Source organism: Bradyrhizobium sp. SZCCHNR1093 (genome assembly GCF_032381175.1).
GTDB lineage: Bacteria > Pseudomonadota > Alphaproteobacteria > Rhizobiales > Xanthobacteraceae > Bradyrhizobium.
This window is the reverse complement of sequence record NZ_JAUHJJ010000001.1, coordinates 1,112,862-1,128,730: the sequence shown is the minus strand read 5'-3', so window position 1 is coordinate 1,128,730 and position 15,869 is coordinate 1,112,862. Positions and strand designations below refer to the sequence as shown.

General features: G+C 65.8%; 15 protein-coding genes. 7 read left to right on the top strand and 8 right to left on the bottom strand.

Annotated elements, in window-relative coordinates; translation table 11 throughout:
- Positions 1-121 precede the first annotated feature (121 nt).
- The 4 genes from recF to dnaA form a co-directional block, all read right to left on the bottom strand.
- The gene (recF, locus tag QX070_RS05265; protein ID WP_315735526.1) at positions 122-1,258 is read right to left on the bottom strand and encodes a DNA replication/repair protein RecF; all 1,137 of its coding nucleotides are present in this window, start codon (positions 1,256-1,258) and stop codon (positions 122-124) included.
- Positions 1,259-1,320: 62 nt separating this feature from the next.
- On the bottom strand, positions 1,321-1,608 hold the full coding sequence (locus tag QX070_RS05260; protein ID WP_315735524.1) for a GIY-YIG nuclease family protein: 288 nt from the start codon (positions 1,606-1,608) through the stop codon (positions 1,321-1,323).
- A gap of 69 nt (positions 1,609-1,677) precedes the next feature.
- Positions 1,678-2,796: a DNA polymerase III subunit beta gene (gene dnaN / locus QX070_RS05255; protein ID WP_315735522.1), complete on the bottom strand. Its 1,119-nt coding sequence runs from the start codon at positions 2,794-2,796 to the stop codon at positions 1,678-1,680.
- Between the two features lie 323 nt (positions 2,797-3,119).
- Positions 3,120-4,559 (bottom strand): chromosomal replication initiator protein DnaA, encoded by a 1,440-nt coding sequence (dnaA, locus tag QX070_RS05250; RefSeq protein ID WP_315735520.1) that lies wholly within the window; start codon positions 4,557-4,559, stop codon positions 3,120-3,122.
- A 489-nt stretch (positions 4,560-5,048) separates the two neighbouring features.
- Here dnaA and QX070_RS05245 point away from each other — a divergent pair, with 489 nt between their 5' ends.
- Positions 5,049-5,369: a hypothetical protein gene (locus QX070_RS05245; RefSeq protein ID WP_315735518.1), complete on the top strand. Its 321-nt coding sequence runs from the start codon at positions 5,049-5,051 to the stop codon at positions 5,367-5,369.
- A gap of 539 nt (positions 5,370-5,908) precedes the next feature.
- On the opposite strand, the gene rpsT is transcribed toward QX070_RS05245, so the two are convergent.
- Complete coding sequence (gene rpsT / locus QX070_RS05240; RefSeq protein ID WP_012047584.1) at positions 5,909-6,175, bottom strand: 30S ribosomal protein S20; 267 nt, start codon at positions 6,173-6,175, stop codon at positions 5,909-5,911.
- A gap of 358 nt (positions 6,176-6,533) precedes the next feature.
- Here rpsT and QX070_RS05235 point away from each other — a divergent pair, with 358 nt between their 5' ends.
- From QX070_RS05235 to QX070_RS05225, 3 genes are all read left to right on the top strand, one after another.
- Entirely contained in the window at positions 6,534-6,851 is a 318-nt protein-coding gene (locus QX070_RS05235; RefSeq protein ID WP_315715027.1) for a hypothetical protein, read from the top strand.
- Between the two features lie 184 nt (positions 6,852-7,035).
- A complete protein-coding gene (gene msrA / locus QX070_RS05230; RefSeq protein WP_315735512.1) occupies positions 7,036-7,692 on the top strand; it encodes a peptide-methionine (S)-S-oxide reductase MsrA in 657 nt (218 codons plus the stop codon).
- 182 nt (positions 7,693-7,874) lie between these two features.
- Positions 7,875-8,591 carry a polysaccharide biosynthesis/export family protein gene (locus QX070_RS05225; RefSeq protein ID WP_315735510.1) on the top strand — a complete coding sequence of 239 codons (717 nt, stop codon included), beginning with the start codon at positions 7,875-7,877 and terminating at the stop codon, positions 8,589-8,591.
- A 161-nt stretch (positions 8,592-8,752) separates the two neighbouring features.
- Here the strand turns inward: QX070_RS05225 and QX070_RS05220 are convergent, their stop codons facing one another.
- Positions 8,753-9,424 carry a dienelactone hydrolase family protein gene (locus QX070_RS05220; protein WP_315735508.1) on the bottom strand — a complete coding sequence of 224 codons (672 nt, stop codon included), beginning with the start codon at positions 9,422-9,424 and terminating at the stop codon, positions 8,753-8,755.
- A 32-nt stretch (positions 9,425-9,456) separates the two neighbouring features.
- Positions 9,457-9,771, bottom strand: a complete 315-nt coding sequence (locus QX070_RS05215; protein WP_409998078.1) for a hypothetical protein — start codon at positions 9,769-9,771, stop codon at positions 9,457-9,459.
- Between the two features lie 299 nt (positions 9,772-10,070).
- On the opposite strand from QX070_RS05215, the gene QX070_RS05210 reads away from it, so the two are divergent.
- The 3 genes from QX070_RS05210 (at position 10,071) to QX070_RS05200 (ending at position 14,166) form a co-directional block, all read left to right on the top strand.
- A complete protein-coding gene (locus tag QX070_RS05210; protein ID WP_315735504.1) occupies positions 10,071-10,559 on the top strand; it encodes a (2Fe-2S)-binding protein in 489 nt (162 codons plus the stop codon).
- Complete coding sequence (locus tag QX070_RS05205) at positions 10,556-12,838, top strand: xanthine dehydrogenase family protein molybdopterin-binding subunit (RefSeq protein WP_315735502.1); 2,283 nt, start codon at positions 10,556-10,558, stop codon at positions 12,836-12,838. The genes QX070_RS05210 and QX070_RS05205 overlap by 4 nt, the downstream gene beginning before the upstream one ends.
- A gap of 218 nt (positions 12,839-13,056) precedes the next feature.
- Positions 13,057-14,166, top strand: a complete 1,110-nt coding sequence (locus tag QX070_RS05200) for an HD-GYP domain-containing protein (protein WP_315735500.1) — start codon at positions 13,057-13,059, stop codon at positions 14,164-14,166.
- Between the two features lie 22 nt (positions 14,167-14,188).
- Here QX070_RS05200 and QX070_RS05195 read toward each other — a convergent pair whose 3' ends face one another.
- Positions 14,189-15,763, bottom strand: coding sequence for an AMP-binding protein (locus tag QX070_RS05195; RefSeq protein ID WP_315735498.1), 1,575 nt, complete (start codon positions 15,761-15,763; stop codon positions 14,189-14,191).
- Positions 15,764-15,869 lie beyond the last annotated feature (106 nt).

Here is a 15,869-nt window from a genome sequence, read left to right as displayed (position 1 = left end):
TCGCTCTGGGTCTCGGCAGGGATGTGGAGCTCGTCGCCGAGCCCTTGGGCGCCGGCAGGTGCCTGCCGTCCAACGACAGCTCCTTGAACCGGCGAACTGACAGGTTCAGCGGCGGAGCGAGTTACCGCCGCGCGCTGATCCGCCCCGCCTCGACGTCGAAGATCTCGCCGAGCTCGCGTAGTTCGGCGAACGCCGCGGGATCGGCGCCGGTCAGCCATACCTGGGCACCGAGCGTGCCGAGCTCGGCGAACAAAGCGGTGCGGCGGCCGGGATCGAGATGGGCGACGATCTCGTCGAGCAGCAGCATCGGCACGATGCCGGTAGTCTCGGCCACGAGCGTCGCATGCGCAAGGATGAGACCGATCAGCAGCGCCTTCTGCTCGCCGGTCGACGCGTCGCGCGCCGGCATGTTCTTCGGCGCATAGACGACATGGAGATCGGTGAGATGCGGGCCGTCGAGCGTGCGGCCGGCGGCGGCATCGCGCGCGCGATTGTCGCGCAGGACAGCGCGATAGCGGTCCTCCACCGCGAGCGCGGGTTCGGTCAGCAGCGCATTCTCCATCCAGCCGTCGAGCGCAATCTCGGCGGACGGGAACGCGGAGGCAGCACCGCGCTGACGCAGCATCGCAGCGAGCTTCACCGCGGTCTGGCCGCGGCTGGCAGCGACGGCGACCGCGAGCTCCGCAGTCTCGCGCTCGATGGCGTCACACCAATGGTCGTCGAAATTGCGCACCTCGAGCAGCCGGTTGCGCGAGCGCAACGAGCGCTCCAGCGCCGACACCCGGCTCGAATGCGCGCTGTCGATCGCCAGCACCAGGCGGTCGAAGAAGCGCCGTCGCTCCGATGCCGCGCCCATGAACAGGCCGTCCATCGCCGGCGTCAGCCACACCATGCGGATGTGGTCGCCGAAGGCGGCCGCCGAGCCGACCGGCTCGCGGTCGATGCGGCAGCGGCGCGTGGTGTTCGCATCGCTGCGCGGCGGCTCGATGCCGGTGCCGAAGGTCGTCAGCCCCAGCGCGCCCTCGACCTCCGCCGAGACCGCCCACGACCCGTCGCCCTGGTTGTCGGCGACGTCCTCCAGGGTGGCACGGCGCAGGCCGCGGCCCGGCGCGAAGAACGAGATCGCCTCCAGGCAATTGGTCTTGCCGGCGCCGTTGGCCCCGACCAGCGCGACCATGTCCGCCTGCACGCTGACGCTGGCAGCGCGATAGCTGCGGAAATGCGTCAGCGCGAGGCGGTTGATGCGGGAGGGGGTCATCGGGAGGAGCTGGGACCTTGATTCGTCATTGCCGGGCTTGACCCGGCAATCCATCGTCCGCGTCAGCGGACTATTTCATCATATAGATCGCGCCAGTCAGGACTGCTCGCGACGATCAGGTCGATCTTCCATTCACGCGACCAGTGCTTGATATTCTTCTCACGCTGCAGCGCCGCCGCGATTGTTTCATGCGTCTCGAAGTAGACGAGGCGCTTGATGCCATAGCGGCGCGTAAAGCTCTCGGCGAGACCTTCGCGGTGCTCATAGACGCGCCGGACGAGATCATTGGTCCCGCCGACATACAGCGTGCCGCTCGGCTTGCTCGCGAGAATGTAAACCCAGTAGGCCATTTGTAAGGATGGATGGCCGGGTCAAGCCCGGCCATGACGGGTTAAACTCGATCTCGCAGCAGTCTCGCCTCACACCCGCATCGGCATCAGCACATACAGCGCGTTGCGGTTGTCACGGTCCTGGATCAGGGTCGGCGAGCCCGGATCGGCGAGCCGGAGCACGGCGACCTCGCCCTCGATCTGCGCGGCGATGTCGAGCAGATAGCGCGAGTTGAAGCCGATATCGAGCGCGTCCGAGGCGTACTCGACCTCGAGCTCTTCGGTCGCGCTGCCGGAATCCGGGTTGGTGACGGAGAGCACCAGCTTGCCGGGGGAGAGGGCGAGCTTCACGGCGCGGCCGCGCTCGGAGGAAATGGTGGAGACGCGGTCGACGGCGGCGGCGAAATCGGCCTTGTCGACGACCAGCTCCTTGTCGTTGTTCTGCGGAATGACCCGGCCATAGTCCGGGAAGGTGCCGTCGATCAGCTTCGAGGTCAGCACCACCTGTCCCAGCGTGAAGCGGATCTTGCCTTGCGACAGCTCGATCCTGATCTCGCTGTCATTGTCCTCGATCAGCCGCTGCACTTCGCCGACGGTCTTGCGCGGCACGATCACGCCCGGCATCTCGGCGGCGCCGGCAGGCTGGGGCAGGTCGACCTGGGCGAGGCGGTGGCCGTCGGTTGCAACCGCGCGCAGGGTCGGCTGCTTGGCGGTGCCGCCGGCGTGCAGATAGATGCCGTTCAGGTAATAGCGCGTCTCCTCGGTGGAGATCGCGAACTGCGTGCGGTCGATCAGGCTCTTGACGTCCTTGGCGGGAACCCCGAACGCATGCGTCATGTCGCCCGCGGCGAGATCCGGGAAGTCGCTCTCCGGCAGGGTCTGCAAGGTGAACTTGGAGCGGCCGGCGCGGATCGCGAGCACTGCGCGCTCGCCGTCGCTCTCCAGCACGATCTGCGAGCCGTCCGGCAGCTTGCGGACGATGTCGTAGAACATGTGCGCCGGAACGGTGGTTGAGCCCGCGGTGGCAGTCTCGGCGGCCAGGGTTTCCGTCACTTCGAGATCGAGATCGGTCGCGCGCAGCGACAGCCGGGCATTCTCGGCGCGGACCAGCACGTTACCCAGGATCGGGATGGTGTTGCGCCGCTCGACCACACGATGGACGTGGCCCAGCGACTTCAGGAGCTGTGCGCGTTCGACGGTCACCTTCATTGCACTATACCCGCCCGTTCCAACTGAGCTTGTCCTGGAATGCCGGCGGGCTGAGCAGCGCCGCGGCCGATGGCACCTCGCGCCCGAACGGCGCTTGGCCAGCGTCCAGGAGCGTGAGGGGGAGGCGTAAAGTGGCGCGGATGAGGCCCGAGCGCAAGGGATGGCGGGCCGATTTCCCACGTTTCGGCAGGTGCTTCCGCGATCCGCAGGCCGGGTCCGAGAACGACGTCCGAGCATGACGTCCGAGGACAGCGTCGAAGGGCCGGGACAACGGCCCGGCTGGGGGCGAACCTTCTGTCCGCTCCCCTGGCCGTGCGTGCCGTCTAGTCCTGCAACTGGCGCTTGAGCGACTCGACCTCGTCGTTCAGCGCGATGTCCTTGCCGACCAGCGCTTCGATCTTGCGCACCGCATGCAGCACGGTGGTGTGATCGCGTCCACCGAAGCGGCGGCCGATCTCGGGCAGCGAGCGCAGGGTCAGCGTCTTGGCGAGGTACATCGCGACCTGGCGCGGACGCACCACGTTGGCGGTGCGGCGCGACGACAACAGGTCGGAGCGGCTGACGTTGTACTGCCGCGCCACGACGCGCTGGATGTCCTCGATCTTGATGCGCTTCGGTTCCTGCGGCCGCACCAGGTCGCGCACCTCGCGCTCGGCCATGTCGAGCGTGACCGGCTGGTTGTTGAGCTTGGAATGCGCCAGCAGGCGGTTGATCGCGCCTTCGAGATCGCGGCCGTTATGGGTGATGGAGCGGGCGAGATAGTCGAGCACCGGCTCCGGCACGTCGAAGCTCGCATGATGCGCGCGGGCCGCGGCGACGCGCGATTTGAGAATGCCGAGGCGCAGATCCTCGCCGAGCGAGCCCATCTCCACGACGAGGCCGCCGGCAAGCCGCGAGCGGACGCGATCATCGAGGCTTTCGAGGTCGGACGGCGGCCGGTCGGCGGCGATCACCACCTGACGCCCCGCGTCGATCAGCGCGTTCAGCGTGTGGCAGAACTCGGCCTGGGTCGATTTTCCCTGCAGGAACTGCAGGTCGTCGATCACGAGCACGTCGATGCCGCGCAGCGCTTCCTTGAAGGCCAGCGCGGTCTGCGATTTCAGCGCCGCGACGAAGCCGTACATGAATTTCTCGGCGGTGAGGTACAGCACCTTGCGCTCGCCGCCGGCATTGCCGGCCCAGGTGACGGCCTGCAGCAGATGCGTCTTGCCCAGCCCGACGCCGGCATGAATGTAGAGTGGGTTGAACATCACGGGGTCGCCGCGGCGGCCGTCCGCGACCTGGCGCGCTGCGGCATGGGCCAGCGTGTTGGCGCGGCCGACGACGAAGCTCGCGAAGGTCAGCCGCGGATCGAGCGGCGAGCCGCCGAGCGCGTCATGGCTCGTGGCGAGCGAAGCCGCAGCCGACGCAGTTCGCGTGTCGGCGCTCGTCGCCGGCCTGTTGTCGTTGCGCTCGGCCCGGCGGGCTTCGACGGCGACGGGGGCTTCCTTGACCGGCGTCGCGCAGCGCATTGCGGTGCGAACAGACAGATCGATGCGATGCACCTCCGGCATCTCGGCCTGCCAGCACGACAGCACGCGCTCGGCATAATGCGCCTGGATCCAGCTCTTCAGGAAACGCGTCGGCACCGACAGATGGACGCTTTCGTTCTGAACGGCCTCGAGGTCCATGCGGGCAAACCAGCTCGTATAGACGTCCTCGCCGACGGTCGAGCGCAGCCGCCCCTTCACGCGAGACCAGCGATCCTGTTCCGAATTTGTCATGGCAGTCGCAACTTTTCGAATTGAGTGGTGGTGTCGTGTGATCGCCGGGCAGACGTCCCGTGAAAGGACACGTGTGCCGCAGCGAGACCTCGAGCGGTGGCTCAACTCCAGACATGGCTCGCCGTTCGGCGCGGACGCCGTCGGGCCATCAATGCTGGTGGAAGAAGCTTCTCCGCGAGGTCAGCGCATACTCAGATGCGCGATGGACGCGGGAGGGCCGATTGCCGTGCTGGCAATGGCCGGGCTGGAGATGTCGATCACTTCAGTGTTGACCGCCAAGGGTGCGTTATCCGGAACCAGCCTATGGTGTGTGCCCGCAATGTGTCCGTAAAACATGCAACCTCCCCGCCCTGCCGTGATTGCTCACGGCAAGTTGTCATCCCAATGCCGCCGCGCCTGAACCCCAAGATTCAGCCGCACCGCCGTACATCCCGTCCAACTTGTCCACTCGGTGAGCGAAGCCGCCACGAGCTTCAGCCGGGTCGACCGATGTCGTATTTCTCTTGTTCAAAGCGGCGCAACGATGATGCTGCGCCCGAGAAATTTCGACAAAGTTCAGTCGCTCCCCATATTGCTATGGGTACAGATCCGGCCATCGCTTTGGAAAGCGTCGCCAACGCGCACACCGCCGCCGATTTGCACGTCCGCCCCGTTTCTAAAACCGCGCTGGTCTCAAGATCGTGGGCGCCGCGAGTGATTAAAGAAATACACGATGCGTCGGGACTCGCAATCCATAAGATCGGAGCACGCGTTACGAGTCTTCGCGGCGGTTGCGACGCGGTGTTGCGCGTTAAGAAAGCAACGTTTTGAATCATCGCGAGGAATCTCGGATGTGACAAACAACATCGTCTGCCCAAAATTTCTTCATAATTTTTTTATGTTTCGACCGGCCTCACCCGCTTTTCCAATCACTTGGTCGCGCTATGCACTTAAGTCATTTTCGAAACGATGTTTTTCGCGATTGCTCGAAGCGGGTAACTCCCGCGATGCGCGGTGCGCAAAGTGAGCGGCGCATCGCGCGCTCTTGACAGCGATGCGCAAGCGCGGCGCGCAGATTCGCAGCTGTTTCAGATGAGACAATATTGTCACTGCGTAAAAATACGGAACTTCACGTAGTTCCGACGGAACCTGTGTCAGGCGCGCACGATATCGCGCGGGTTCCACCACGCGCGAAGATCGTATTCGCGATGCGATATCACCATCAAGATGTGACCATCAAATGGAGAAGGCGCGGCGAGCGATGGAGGAATGCGCGACAGCGGAACGCGCAATTGAAGACGGCACAAAAGAAAAGCCCGGCGCGAGCCGGGCTGTTTGCATCTTGATAGTTCGTCAGCCGCGCGATCGCGTCACTTCGCGAGCTTGGCGATCTGATGCGTGAGCCGCGACACTTTGCGGCTCGCGTTGTTCTTGTGAATGATGTTGCGCTGCGCGGCGCGCATCAGCTGCGGCTCGGCGTTGGCCATCGCCTTCAGCGCAGCCTCGCGGTCGCCCTTCTTGATCGCGTCCTCGACGGAGCGAACCGCGCCGCGCATCTGGGTGCGGCGCGACTTGTTGATGATGGTGCGGCGGGCAATCTTGCGCGTCGCTTTCTTCGCGGAAGTCGTGTTGGCCATGCTCTCAAATATCCTTCGGCGGCGAGCAGTCGCCGCTCTTGCGGGTACGCGCGCGGCCCGCTTGACGCGGCCCCATCGACGCGGTGGGTTGTTCGGACGCCTCTCTGAGAATGCCATGACCGGAGCAGTTGCTCGGCGGATCGGCGCTGCTCAAAGAACAGCGGCGGCGGGATTGCGCCCACCGCCATTGGCGACCTTATAGGGGCAGGCCTGGCGAGCGTCAACGGTCTCGGAGCGCCCCGCCGCGGCTGGAATCGGCCAAAACCCGGTTCTAAGCCCCTGACGAGGTTGAATTTCTGCGGGGCCCCCGCTATGGCCTTGCTGCCCGAGAGGGCGTGCGAGAGAGGGCAGGTGAGGCATGATCCGCGGTTTTTTCCGTCTGGTGGGGCTGTTGCTGCTGGCCGGAAGCTTCATCTTCCTGGTCTATGACGGCGCGCGCTGGGTGGCCGACCAGACCCTGCAGTTCACCCGGTTCGGCCAGCTCTGGAACGACGTCCACCAGGCGAGCCAAGCCGCCTTCAAGGCCTGGATCGAGGCCAAGGCCCCGTTCTTGTGGGAGTGGATCGTCAAGGTGTTTTTGGACCAGCCGGTGTTTGCGGTGCTTGGCCTGCTCGGAATCCTGCTGATGCTGCTGTTCCGGCCGCGCAAGCCGCTGATCGGCTATGGACGCGACTGAGCGCGGCGGTTCGTCTCGCCGCGCCGGCAGCAGTACTGGATTCCGCTCGGAGCGTGACGCGGGAACCGCTGGCGCGGCGTAACGGCGCTACTGCTCGTCCCGTAGAGCCCTATATATTCCCCTGACAAGAGGTCATCGCGCCGTGGGCCGTCCCGCGGGCGCTGGCCATGAGCGGAGACATCCCATGTTCTTCATGCGCAAAGCCCCTGCCATGCCGTCTGCCGCCGAGGCGCTGCCCGGCCGCGCCCTGCCGATCCCGACCGCCGCGACGCATTTCGTCAACGGTCGCCGCCTGTTGCCGCCCTATCCGGACGGCCTCGAGCAGGCCGTGTTCGGGCTCGGCTGCTTCTGGGGCGCGGAGCGCAAGTTCTGGCAGCTCGGTGACGGCATCCACGTCACCGCCGTCGGCTATGCCGGAGGCCATACGCCGAACCCGACCTACGAGGAGGTGTGCTCGGGGCAGACGGCGCATACGGAGGTCGTGCTGGTGGTGTTCGATCCCAAGATCATGTCCTACGAGCGCCTCTTGAAGACGTTTTGGGAGAGCCACGACCCGACCCAGGGCATGCGTCAGGGCAACGACGTCGGCACGCAATATCGCTCAGCGATCTACACGTTCAGCGATGCGCAGCGCGAGGCGGCCGAGGCGTCGAAGGCGGCCTACGAGTCGGCGCTGCGCGCCAAGGGGCTCGGAGCGATTACGACCGAGATCGTCCCGGCGGGGCCGTTCTATTTCGCCGAGGATTATCACCAGCAGTACCTGGCCAAGAATCCGGCCGGATATTGCGGCCTCGGCGGCACTGGCGTCGCGTGCCCGATCGGTGTCGGCGTGAGCGCATAGGCCGGGCCGAGCGCGCCCGATCACCGTGAACATCGGATCCCTCTCCCACGCCGTGGGAGGTGGATTTTTTTCCGGGCCGCTTTCACCGCGGCCCGTTTGCGACGGGGGGACTACACGCGCCAACGGTTTGTTAACCTTAACCGCGCATGACTAGCGCACATCCTCATTCAAGGATTGTTCGAGTGCGCGCGTTGTTTGTTCCGGTCATTACCGTCCTGTCCGCGATCCTGTTGTCGGGCTGCATGCAGACGATCTCCCCCGTCGCTGCCGTCCAGCCGCAGAGCGATCTCGACGCGATGGCCTATGGAACGCCTTCCACTGGCCCGGTTGCCGCCACCGGGCAGGGTGGAGCGATCCCTACATTGCGCAACTCGTTCGCTGCCGCCACCCGCGCAGACGCCTATGTCGTTCCCGCCGGCTATGCGCCGACGCGCCGCGACTCCGCCTATCATCTCGATGCCGGCGACAAGCTGCGCGTCGTCGTCTACGGCCAGGAGGGTCTGACCAACACCTATGCGATTGATGCGTCCGGATCGATCACGATGCCGCTGATCGGCAGCGTGCCGGCGCGCGGCCGCACCACCGCCGGCCTCGCCGCCGAGATCACCGCCAAGCTGCGCAACGGCTACATCCGCGAGCCCTCGGTGGCGGTCGAGATCGAAGCCTATCGCCCGTTCTTCATCCTCGGCGAGGTGCAGGCGCCCGGCCAGTATCCTTACGTTCCCAACATGACGGTCGAGAGCGCGATCGCGATTGCCGGCGGCTTCTCGCCGCGGGCGCGGCGCGACGTCGTCACCCTGACCCACACCGATGCCTCCGGCGCCGCGCGCTACGAGGTGCCGCTCGGGACCTCGCTCAAGCCGGGCGACACCATCCAGGTCGGCGAGCGCTGGTTCTGACCTCCATAGGAATCGCTGCACGCTCGCGATGACGCGTGGCGCAGAACGATGCGCCCCCCTCTTCTTTCATCGTTGCGAGCGAGGCGAAGCAATCCAGAGTCGCACGCGACGCTCTGGATTGCTTCGTCGCTTCGCTCCTCGCAATGACGGTGGTGCGGTGATCAGCGCAGATGCTGGGCAAAGAACGCCAGGCTGCGCGTCCAGGCGAGGTCAGCGCTCGGCTGGTCGTAGCTGGCGCGCTCGTCACAGCCGAAGCCGTGCTGGGCGCCGGGGTAGATGAAGATCTCGACGTCCGGCCGCTTGGCCTTGATGGTCTCGACGTCGCTTAAGGGAATGCCCGCGTCCTTCTCGCCGAAATGCAGCTGAGTCGGCACCGTCGGCTTGTCGTCGGCGAACCGCGCGACAGCGCCGCCATAATAGCCGACGGCGGCGCGGAGGCCCGACAGCTTGGTCGCAGCCGCATAGGCGATGCTGCCGCCGAGGCAGAAGCCGATGATGCCGACCGGCCCGACATTCTTCACGACGTCGATTGCGGCCTGGGTGTCGCGCAAAAAGGCCGCCCAATCCGGATTGGCGACGAACTTGCGCGCGACCGCGATCTCGTCGGGCGAATAGCCTGAGGTGAAGCCGGGCTCGACGCGGTCGAAGATCGCCGGCGCGATCGCAACGTAACCCTCGGCGGCGAGGCGGTCGCAGACGTTGCGGATGTGATGGTTGACACCGAAGATCTCCTGGATGACGACCAGCGCGCCCTTTGCAGTTCCGGTCGGATCGGCGCGGTAGGCGCCGAGCTGGAAGCCATCAGATGCCGTCAGCTTGATGTCTTGTCCCACGTTCTGTCCTCTTTGCGGTCGTCAGGCGCGTGTCAGCGCCACATCCAGTTGGTGCCGTAGTCCTCTTTCCAGCCGGTCAGCCGTCCCCTGCGGAACTTCAGGTAGAGGCGGTGATGGTGCGAGACCAGTCCGCTGCCGCCGAGATTGCGCAGTGCCAGAAAGGCCTCGTTGCCGGGCGTGCCGTTCAGATAGATCAACGGCTGCTCCAGCACGCGCGATGTCTCACCGACATCCATGCCGAAGGCAAGCGGCGTGACGTTGGATGACGTCGCCGTGAAAGGCGCGTCGGCGACGCCCAGCGTCTGCCCTGCCGCGGCAGGGGGAACGGCCGACAGGCTCGGCAGCATGGCCGCAGCCAGGCACAGCGTCATACGTGCGGATGGTCTCATGGGCTGAAATCTCCTTTCGCTGTCGGCGTTGGCTGCACCTCTTCCTAGCGTGCCCGGCGCCATCAGCCCAGCATCGTTCGCGCTGCACAACGTAAAATGCCAATTCAATTCGCAAGCCGGCGGTCAAATCCCGTTGCGTCGTCGTGGCAACGCGATCATTCTTATGATGGCTGGCATCTATCCGGTGGGTCCCAGCGAATCGATAAAACCGAACTTCGCCCTAAGCGAAGTCGCACGCCGGGCGGGGAAGAAACCAAATGCCCAATCTCACCATCAACGGGCGGACCATGTCCGTCGACGCGGCGCATGACACGCCGCTGCTATGGGTCATCCGCGAGCAGTTGCAGATGACCGGCACCAAGTTCGGCTGCGGCGCCGGGCTGTGCGGAGCCTGCACCGTTCATGTCAACGGCGAGGCCGTGCGCTCGTGCCAGACCATGGTCGGCGACGTCGCGAACAAGAAGATCACCACCATCGAGGGGCTGTCGCAGAAGGGCGATCATCCGTTGCAGAAGGCGTGGATCGCCGAGCAGGTGCCGCAATGCGGCTACTGCCAGTCCGGCCAGATCATGCAGGCGGCCTCGCTGCTCGCCAAGACCACGAGCCCGACCAAGGAGGAGATCGTCGCGCATATGGACGGCAATCTCTGCCGCTGCATGACCTATTCGCGGATCCAGAAGGCGATCCAGCGCGCCGCGTCCGAGATGCGCACCGCGTCCAACACGAGCGACCGGAGGGCGACATGAACCAGCATGTGAAAGCATCGCCGACGATGGCCACCGATCTCAGCCGCCGCTCCTTCCTGGTCGGCACCGCCGCCACCGGCCTCGTGCTCGGCTATGCCGGGCTGCCTGATCACGCGCTCGCAGCAGCGGCACCTGCGAACTTCGAGCCCAGCGTGTGGTACGCGATTGCGCCGGATGGCATCGTGACCGTGACCTGCGGCAAGGCCGACATGGGCCAGCACATTGCGTCGACCATGGCGCAGATCGTCTGCGAGGAGCTCGGCGCCGCCTGGAAGGACATGCGGGTCCAACTCGCCTCCAACGATCCGAAGTTCAACGATCCCGTGCTCGGCGCCCAGATCACCGGCGGCAGCTGGAGCACGATGATGAACTTCGACGCGATGAGCCGGGCGGGCGCCGCGGGCCGCATCGCGCTCACGGAAGCAGCGGCAGCAGCGATGGGCGTGCCGGCAACGGAGCTCGTCGTGCGCGACTCGGTCGTGATGCATCCGAAGACCAAGAAGCAGATGACCTATGCCGAGATCGTCAAGAGCGGCAAGATCACCAAGAGCTTCACGCCGGACGAATTGAAGGCGCTGACTCTCAAGACGCCCGATCAGTACACGATGATCGGCGTCTCGGTGCCACAGCTCGACATCCCCTCCAAGACCAACGGCACGGCGAAATATGGCATCGATACGATGCTGCCGGGCATGGTCTACGGCAAGGTCGTCACCCCGCCGGTGCGCTTCGGCGCCACTGTCACAGCGGTCGACGACTCCGAAGCCAAGAAGGTGCCGGGCTTCATCAAGGCAGTGACGCTCGACGACAAGACCGGCTCGACCTCGGGCTGGGTGGTCGCGGTCGCCAATACCTATGCCAACGCCAGAAAGGCGGCGGACGCGCTCAAGATCAGCTACGACAAGGGCCCGTATGCCAATGTCAGCACCGACACCATCATCACCGAGGCGATGCGGCTGCAGGCGCAGGATGACGCCGGGCAGTTCTTCGTCAAGGACGGCGATGCCACGGCGGCTTTGTCGGGCGCGGCCAAGGTGCTGGAGGCGGAGTACACCACCAGCATCAACATCCATGCTCCGCTGGAGCCGATGAACGCGACCGCCGAGTTCAAGGGCGACATCCTGCACATCTACTCCGGCAATCAGTTCGCGACCCGCTCCGGCGCGATCGCGGCAGGTGCCGCCGGGATCGATCCGAAGTTCGTCGTGATGCACCAGGCCTGGCTCGGCGGCGGCTTCGGCCGCAGGCTCGATGCCGACATGATGGTGCCGGCGGTGCAGGCGGCCAAGGCCGTGGGCAAGCCGGTCAAGGTGATCTATTCTCGCGAAAACGACATGACGATGGACTACTCGCGGCCGCTCACCTACCAGAAGGTCAAGGTGGGCCTCGACAGCAATGGCAAGCTCATCGCCCTGAGCCATGACGTCGTCTCGGCGTGGCCGACGGCGCGCTGGGGCATCCCCGACTTCCTGTCGCCCTCGGTCGACAAGAAGGGGCCGCTCGACTCCTTCACGGTCAACGGCGCCGACTTCTTCTACACGGTGCCCAACCACCATGTGCGCGCGATCAAGAACGAGCTCGCCCACAATGCGACGCCGTCCGGGCAATTGCGCTCGGTGGCGCCGGGTTGGACGTTCTGGGCGGTCGAGAGCATGATCGACGAGATCGCGGTGGCCTCGGGGCAGGACCCGGCGCAGTTCCGCATCGCGCTGCTCGACGGCAAGGGCAAGAACGACGGCGGCGCGCAGCGGCTGCGCAACACGCTGCTGGCGGCGATGGGCCTGTCCGGCTACGGCGCCAAGAAGCTGCCGCCGGGCGAAGGCATGGGCGTGTCCTGCGTGTCGTCGCAGGAGCGCGCCACCGCGAGCTGGACGGCGTGCGTCGCCCATGTCGCGGTTGCCCCTTCGGGGGCGGTCACGGTGAAGAAGCTCACGGTGGCGACCGACGTCGGCACGCAGGTCCATCCCGACAACATCCGCGCCCAGGTCGAGGGCGCGGCGCTGTGGGGCTTGTCGCTCGCGATGTACGAGAAGGCGACCTTGAAGGACGGCGGCATCGAGCAGACCAACTTCGACAGCTACACGCCGCTGAGGATGAGCCAGGTGCCGGAGGTCGCGATCGCCGTGATCGCCAATGGGGAGAAGGCGACCGGCGTCGGCGAGCCCGCGGTGACCGTGGTCGCGCCGGCGCTCGGCAACGCCATCTACAACGCCTGCGGCGCGCGGCTGCGCTCGCTGCCGATCACCGCCGCAGCGGTCAAGGCGGCGATGAAGGCGTAGCGTCGTCGCGAGACCATCGCTGTATCTGGGAACCGCCGGAGCTCGTCTCCGGCGGTTGCTTTTTGCGCCGCAGTCACATCCCCGCGCCGCACGATTTGAACGATTCCCTTAACGTCTCGCTCACCTGAAACGATACAGCTTGAATGATCGGCTTAAGCCGCGACGAACCCGTATGCCGGTAACTTGCATGGGCAGCAAACCGCAGGGGGCGAGCACGTATGAGCGCGACAGCCAAGCAGACCGTGACCCAGACCGCGACCAGGCGCCATCTCCTGCTCGCGTCGGATCGCGGTGACCAGAGCAGCGAGCTGGCGCGCATCCTGCGCTCGGTCGGCGATGTCGACATGATGCCGACCACCGAGATCCCCGAGAACCCCGGCAACCGCTTCTCCGGCGTCATCGTCGACATCAACCTGCGCTCGCCGGAGAGCGTGCAGCGGGTGCGCAAGAAGCTCTCGTCGCGCGCCTATAGCGAGGTGCCCCGCCTGTTCGTGCTCGCCGAGGCGCTGCACCATGCCACCATGCAGGCATGGGCGCTGGGCGCCACCGACACCATTGCGCGTCCGTTCAGCCCCGCCGACGTGCTGCAGCGCATTCGCTCGGCGCTTCCCGCCGACGACGGCTATGACGAGACCGATCGCGGCAAGCTGCTCAATCGCGGCGTCGAGGCGGCGCAGGCCGTCATGGTCAAGATCTTCGAGAAGCTGCCCGCCGGCGTCCAGTTGACGATGGAGGACATCGTCGCGGCCGAGAACAAGATCCTGAAGGCGATCAAGCACTCCTCGCTGCGCGAGTGGATGACCGTGGTCGGCTGCCATCACAACGACACCTATCGGCATTGCCTGTTCGTGACCGGCCTCGCGGTCGGCTTCTCGATTCATCTGGGCATGCGCGACGACGATCAGCGCCGGCTGGTCCGCGCGGCGCTGCTGCACGACGTCGGCAAGGCGTTCATTCCGGTCGCCGTCCTCGACAAGCAGGGCAAGCTGACGGCGGAGGAGATCGCGCTGCTGCGCCAGCATCCGCGCCGCGGCTACGAGGCGCTGTGGCGGCAGGGCGGCTTCCCGCCGGAGATGCTCGACGTGATCCTGCATCACCACGAGTTCCTCGACGGCTCCGGCTATCCCGACGCGCTGCACAACGAGCAGATCAGCGACATCGTGCGCCTCACCACGATCGTCGACATCTACGCCGCGCTGATCGAGCACCGCGCCTATCGACCGGCCTTCACGCATGCGCGCGCGTTTCAGATCATGGAGAACATGGGCCCGAAGCTCGACCAGCAGCTGCTGCAGGCGTTTCGCCCGGTCGCGATGGGCGCGCATTAGGACCGCGTGTCGCAACCTCGGTTCAATCCAGCAACTTGCGCAGCTCGGCCTTTGCGACCTTCTCCAGGGTCGAGCGCGGCATCTCGTCGACCAGCTTCACCTCGCGCGGCACCTTGAAGTCGGCGAGGCCGGCGCGGCAGGCGGCCAGCACCTTCTCGGCTAGCTCCTCGCGCGCGACCCCGGCTTGCGGGATGACGAACGCAACCGGCACCTCGTCCAGCATCGGATGCTTCTTGGCGACGACGGCGGTCTCGCGCACGCCGGGCACGGTGATGATCACCTGCTCGATCTCGGACGCCGCGACGTTCTCGCCACCGACCTTGAGCATGTCCTTGGTGCGGTCGCCGAACTTGATGACGCCGTTTTCCAGCCGCGTGACGCGGTCGCCGGTGAGGAAGAAGCCGTCGGCATCGTAGCTCGTCCGCGTCGCCTCCTCATTGTAGAGATACTCCGCAAACAGCGACAGGCCGGGCACGCCCTTGATGGCGAGATTGCCGGTGGCGCCGACTTCGGTCGGCCGGCCGTCATCGTCGGTGATGCGGATGGTGTATTCCGGCGCGGCGCGGCCGATCGACATCGGCGTGTTCGGCTGGTCGACCTCGCCGACGATGCCGTGGGTGATGGTCTCGGTCATGCCCCACCAGCCGATGATCTTGATGCCAAACTTGGCGAAGGCGGGCGGCTCGGACATCGCCGTACCCCACAGCCGGAATTTGTGATGCTTCGGCACCTCCTGGTCGAGCAGCGCCTTCATGCAGAACGGAATGGTCGAGGTCCAGGTGCAGCCATGCTCGAGCGCCACGCTCCAGAACCGGCTCGCCGAGAAGCGCGGCTGAATCACGCAGGTCGCGCCGACCCAGAGCGTTGCCAGCATCGAGTAGGCCAGCGCGTTGGTGTGGAACAGCGGCAAATAGGTCTGGTGCACGTCGCCCTGATGCAGGTCCTCATGGACGGCGTTGACCTTGGCGCCCCACAGCGCGTTGGCATGCGTCCACAGCACCGCCTTCGGCCGAGACGTCGTGCCCGAGGTATATTGCACGCTGCATGGCGCCAGCGGATCGGCCGGACGGCGCGGTCGGTCGGCGCTGTCGGCAAACAGGGATTCGAAGCGCTCGCCTCGCCCGACGTCCGACGCCTCCGCCTGACCCGGATCGTGCGAGATCACGGCCATCCACTTGAGATCGCGGCAATGCGCCGAGATCATCTCGGCATAGGCCGGCTGGGTGATCGCGGCCACCGCACGGCAATGGTCGGCGAAGTAGCTCATCTCGGCGGCCGCCGAGCGCGTGTTGGTGGTGACGGCGAGCGCGCCCAGCTCGACGCAGGCAAACCAGGCAAGCATCGCCTCGATGCAATTGTCGAGATGGATCAGCACGGCATCGCCAGGCTTGACGCCGCGCTTGACCAGACCGGCCGCCAAGGCGCCGACACGTTCGTGAAACGCGCCGTAGGTCCAGCGGCGCGCCGGTGCATCGAACGGCGCGGAGATCAGGAACGGATGGTCGCGCCGGGTCTCGCTGCGCAGCTTCAACAGCCAGGGCACGTCCATGCCGTCGAACGGCGTCACGGTGCCCGCTGCCATCGTCGTTCCCTTCATCTTCGCTCCCGTCGTTCTTGAGTACGGCCTGTCTCCGGCCGCTTCGTTCTCGTCGTCATCTTCTGCCACCTTGCGTCGCTGCGATCAAATCGGGATTGAACCCGTC